This window comes from Mycobacterium sp. TH-M15, from assembly GCF_057473705.1.
In genome coordinates, this window is the sequence record NZ_JBYCLB010000517.1 from 1 (window position 1) to 2,340 (window position 2,340).

At 72.4% G+C, this 2,340-nt stretch carries 2 protein-coding genes and 2 pseudogenes; all 4 read right to left on the reverse strand.

Annotated elements, in window-relative coordinates; translation table 11 throughout:
* Positions 1-206: pseudogene (locus AC2VNT_RS12610) on the reverse strand (hypothetical protein); the annotation flags it as partial.
* Positions 207-273: 67 nt separating this feature from the next.
* Positions 274-426 (reverse strand): annotated as a pseudogene (locus AC2VNT_RS12615) (alpha/beta fold hydrolase); the annotation flags it as partial.
* Between the two features lie 6 nt (positions 427-432).
* The gene (locus tag AC2VNT_RS12620) at positions 433-1,332 is read right to left on the reverse strand and encodes a tyrosine recombinase XerC (protein WP_486947183.1); all 900 of its coding nucleotides are present in this window, start codon (positions 1,330-1,332) and stop codon (positions 433-435) included.
* A 32-nt stretch (positions 1,333-1,364) separates the two neighbouring features.
* A partial coding sequence (locus tag AC2VNT_RS12625) for an alpha-hydroxy-acid oxidizing protein (protein WP_486947184.1) occupies positions 1,365-2,340 on the reverse strand: 976 nt, incomplete at its 5' end.

The following is a 2,340-nucleotide window of genomic DNA, read 5'->3' on the forward strand; positions in this document are numbered from 1 at the left end:
GCCAGGGGGTGTCGCGGGGCGGCGAGTCCCGGCATCAGGCCGTAGCTGTCCAACAGCAGCACGGCGGCGACCCGCTCGGGCCGGCCCAGCACATGTCCGATCACCCCCCCCCCCCCCCCCAGCGACAGCCCACCGATCACATACCTTCCGGAGACGATGGCATCGACGAACTGCCCGACGTAGTCCAGCAGGCGCTGCTGGGTCACCCGCCACGCCGGTAGCGGGGCTGTGGCCGTGGTCCGGATGATCCGGTGCGATCACCCGGTAGCCGGCGGCGGAGAGACGGGGGCCCACCTCGGCCCAGGACAGCGCCGCGCTGTCCACCCCGCCGCCGTGCAGCAGCACCACCGTCGCCGCCGGGTCCTCCGGGCGGAAGTCGAGGTAGGAAACGCTTCCCGATGCGAGCGTGACGGTGGATCTGATCACCTGGCGTCAGGCCCGGGGATGGGCTTGGTCGTGCACGGCCCGCAGCCGGGCAACAGTGACGTGGGTGTACAGCTGGGTGGTGGCCAGCGTCGAGTGGCCGAGCAGTTCCTGCACGATGCGCAGGTCGGCGCCGCCTTCCAGCAGATGGGTTGCGGCGCTGTGCCGCAGCCCGTGCGGGCCGATGTCGGGTGCGGCGGGCACCGCGGCCACCGTCTGGTGCACCACGGTGCGGGCCTGGCGGGGATCGAGCCGCCTGCCGCGGGACCCGAGCAGCAGCGCCGGCCCGGACTCGGCGGTGGCCAGTGCGGGACGCCCGTCGGCCAGCCACGACCGCAGCGCATCGTCCGCCGGCGCACCGAACGGCACCGTTCGCTGTTTGTTTCCCTTCCCCAGCACCCGGAGCAGCCGATGCGACCTGTCCAGGTCGTCGGTGTCCAACCCGCACAGCTCGCTGACCCGGATGCCGGTGGCGTAGAGCAGCTCGACGACCACCCGGTCCCGCAGGGCCAGCGGATCACCTTGCTGTGCACCGGCGTTCGCCGCCGCCATGGCGTCGGACGCCTGATCCTGACGCAGCACCGCGGGCAGCGTGCGCCGGGCTTTCGGCATCTGCAGCCGCACCGCCGGATCCGAGGTCAACAGCCCCCGCCGCACCGCCCAGGCGGTGAACGTCTTGACCGCGGAGGTGCGCCGGGCCAGCGTGGTGCGGGCCGCACCGGCGCCGGCCTGTCCGGCCAGCCAGCCGCGCAGCAGCGGCAGGCTCAGCCCGCCAAGTCCTTCCTGGCCGCGCTCGGTCAGGAAGGCGAACAGCGAGCGCAGATCACCCAGGTACGCGCGACGGGTGTGCTCGGATCGGCCGCGCTCCAGGGCCAGATAGTCGTCGAACTCGTCGAGCACCGCATCCACTCCCCCACGGTCGCAGAATCCCGCCGGATCGCTCAGCTGACGCGCCGCAGAGTCTCGGGCGTCAGATCTTTCAGCGACCGGTATCCGTCCACCGCCATGATCAGGTCCGCCTCGGCCAGCAGTGAACGCAGCACGTGCACCACTCCGTCGGTGCCGCCCAGCGCCAGCCCGTAGGCGTACGGCCGGCCCACGCCGACGGCGGTTGCGCCCAGCGCCAGCGCCTTGATGATGTCGGCGCCGCTGCGGATGCCGGAGTCGAACCAGACCGGCAGTCCGTCGGCGGCAGCGACCACGTCGGGCAGGCAGTCCAGCGCCGGCAGGCCACCGTTGGCCTGCCGGCCGCCGTGGGTGGGGCAGTAGATGCCGTCCACCCCGCCGTCCTTGGCCCGCCGGACGTCGTCGGGGTGGCAGACGCCTTTGACGATCAGCGGCAGGCTGGTCAGCGACCGCAGCCACGGCAGGTCGTCCCAGCGCAGCGGGTTGCCGAAGGTCTGCACCCAGCCCAGCACCGCGGCCTGCGGATTCTCCTCCGGTGGTTGCGGCAGGCTGGCCCGGAAGACCGGGTCCGACGTGTAGTTGGCCAGGCAGTGCCCGCGCAGCTGGGGAAAGTTCGACGTCGACAGATCCCGCGGCCGCCAGCCGGGAACCCAGGTGTCCAGGGTGACGACGATTCCCTTGAATCCGGCCGCCTCGGCGCGCTGCACCAGGCTGGCCGCCAGCTCGCGGTCTTTCGGGGTGTACAGCTGGAAGAACCCCGGGGTGTCGCCGAATTCGGCGGCGACGTCCTCCATCGGGTCGGCGGTGAGGGTGGAGACCACCATCGGGACTCCGGTGGCCGCGGCCGCCCGGGCGGTGGCCAGGTCGCCGTGGCCGTCCTGGGTGCAGATTCCGGCGACCCCGATCGGCGCCAGGAACACCGGCGACGGCACCGTCATTCCGAACAGTTCGGTGGACAGGTCGCGTTCGTCGGCGCCGACGAACATCCGCGGGATCAGCCCCCAGCGTTCG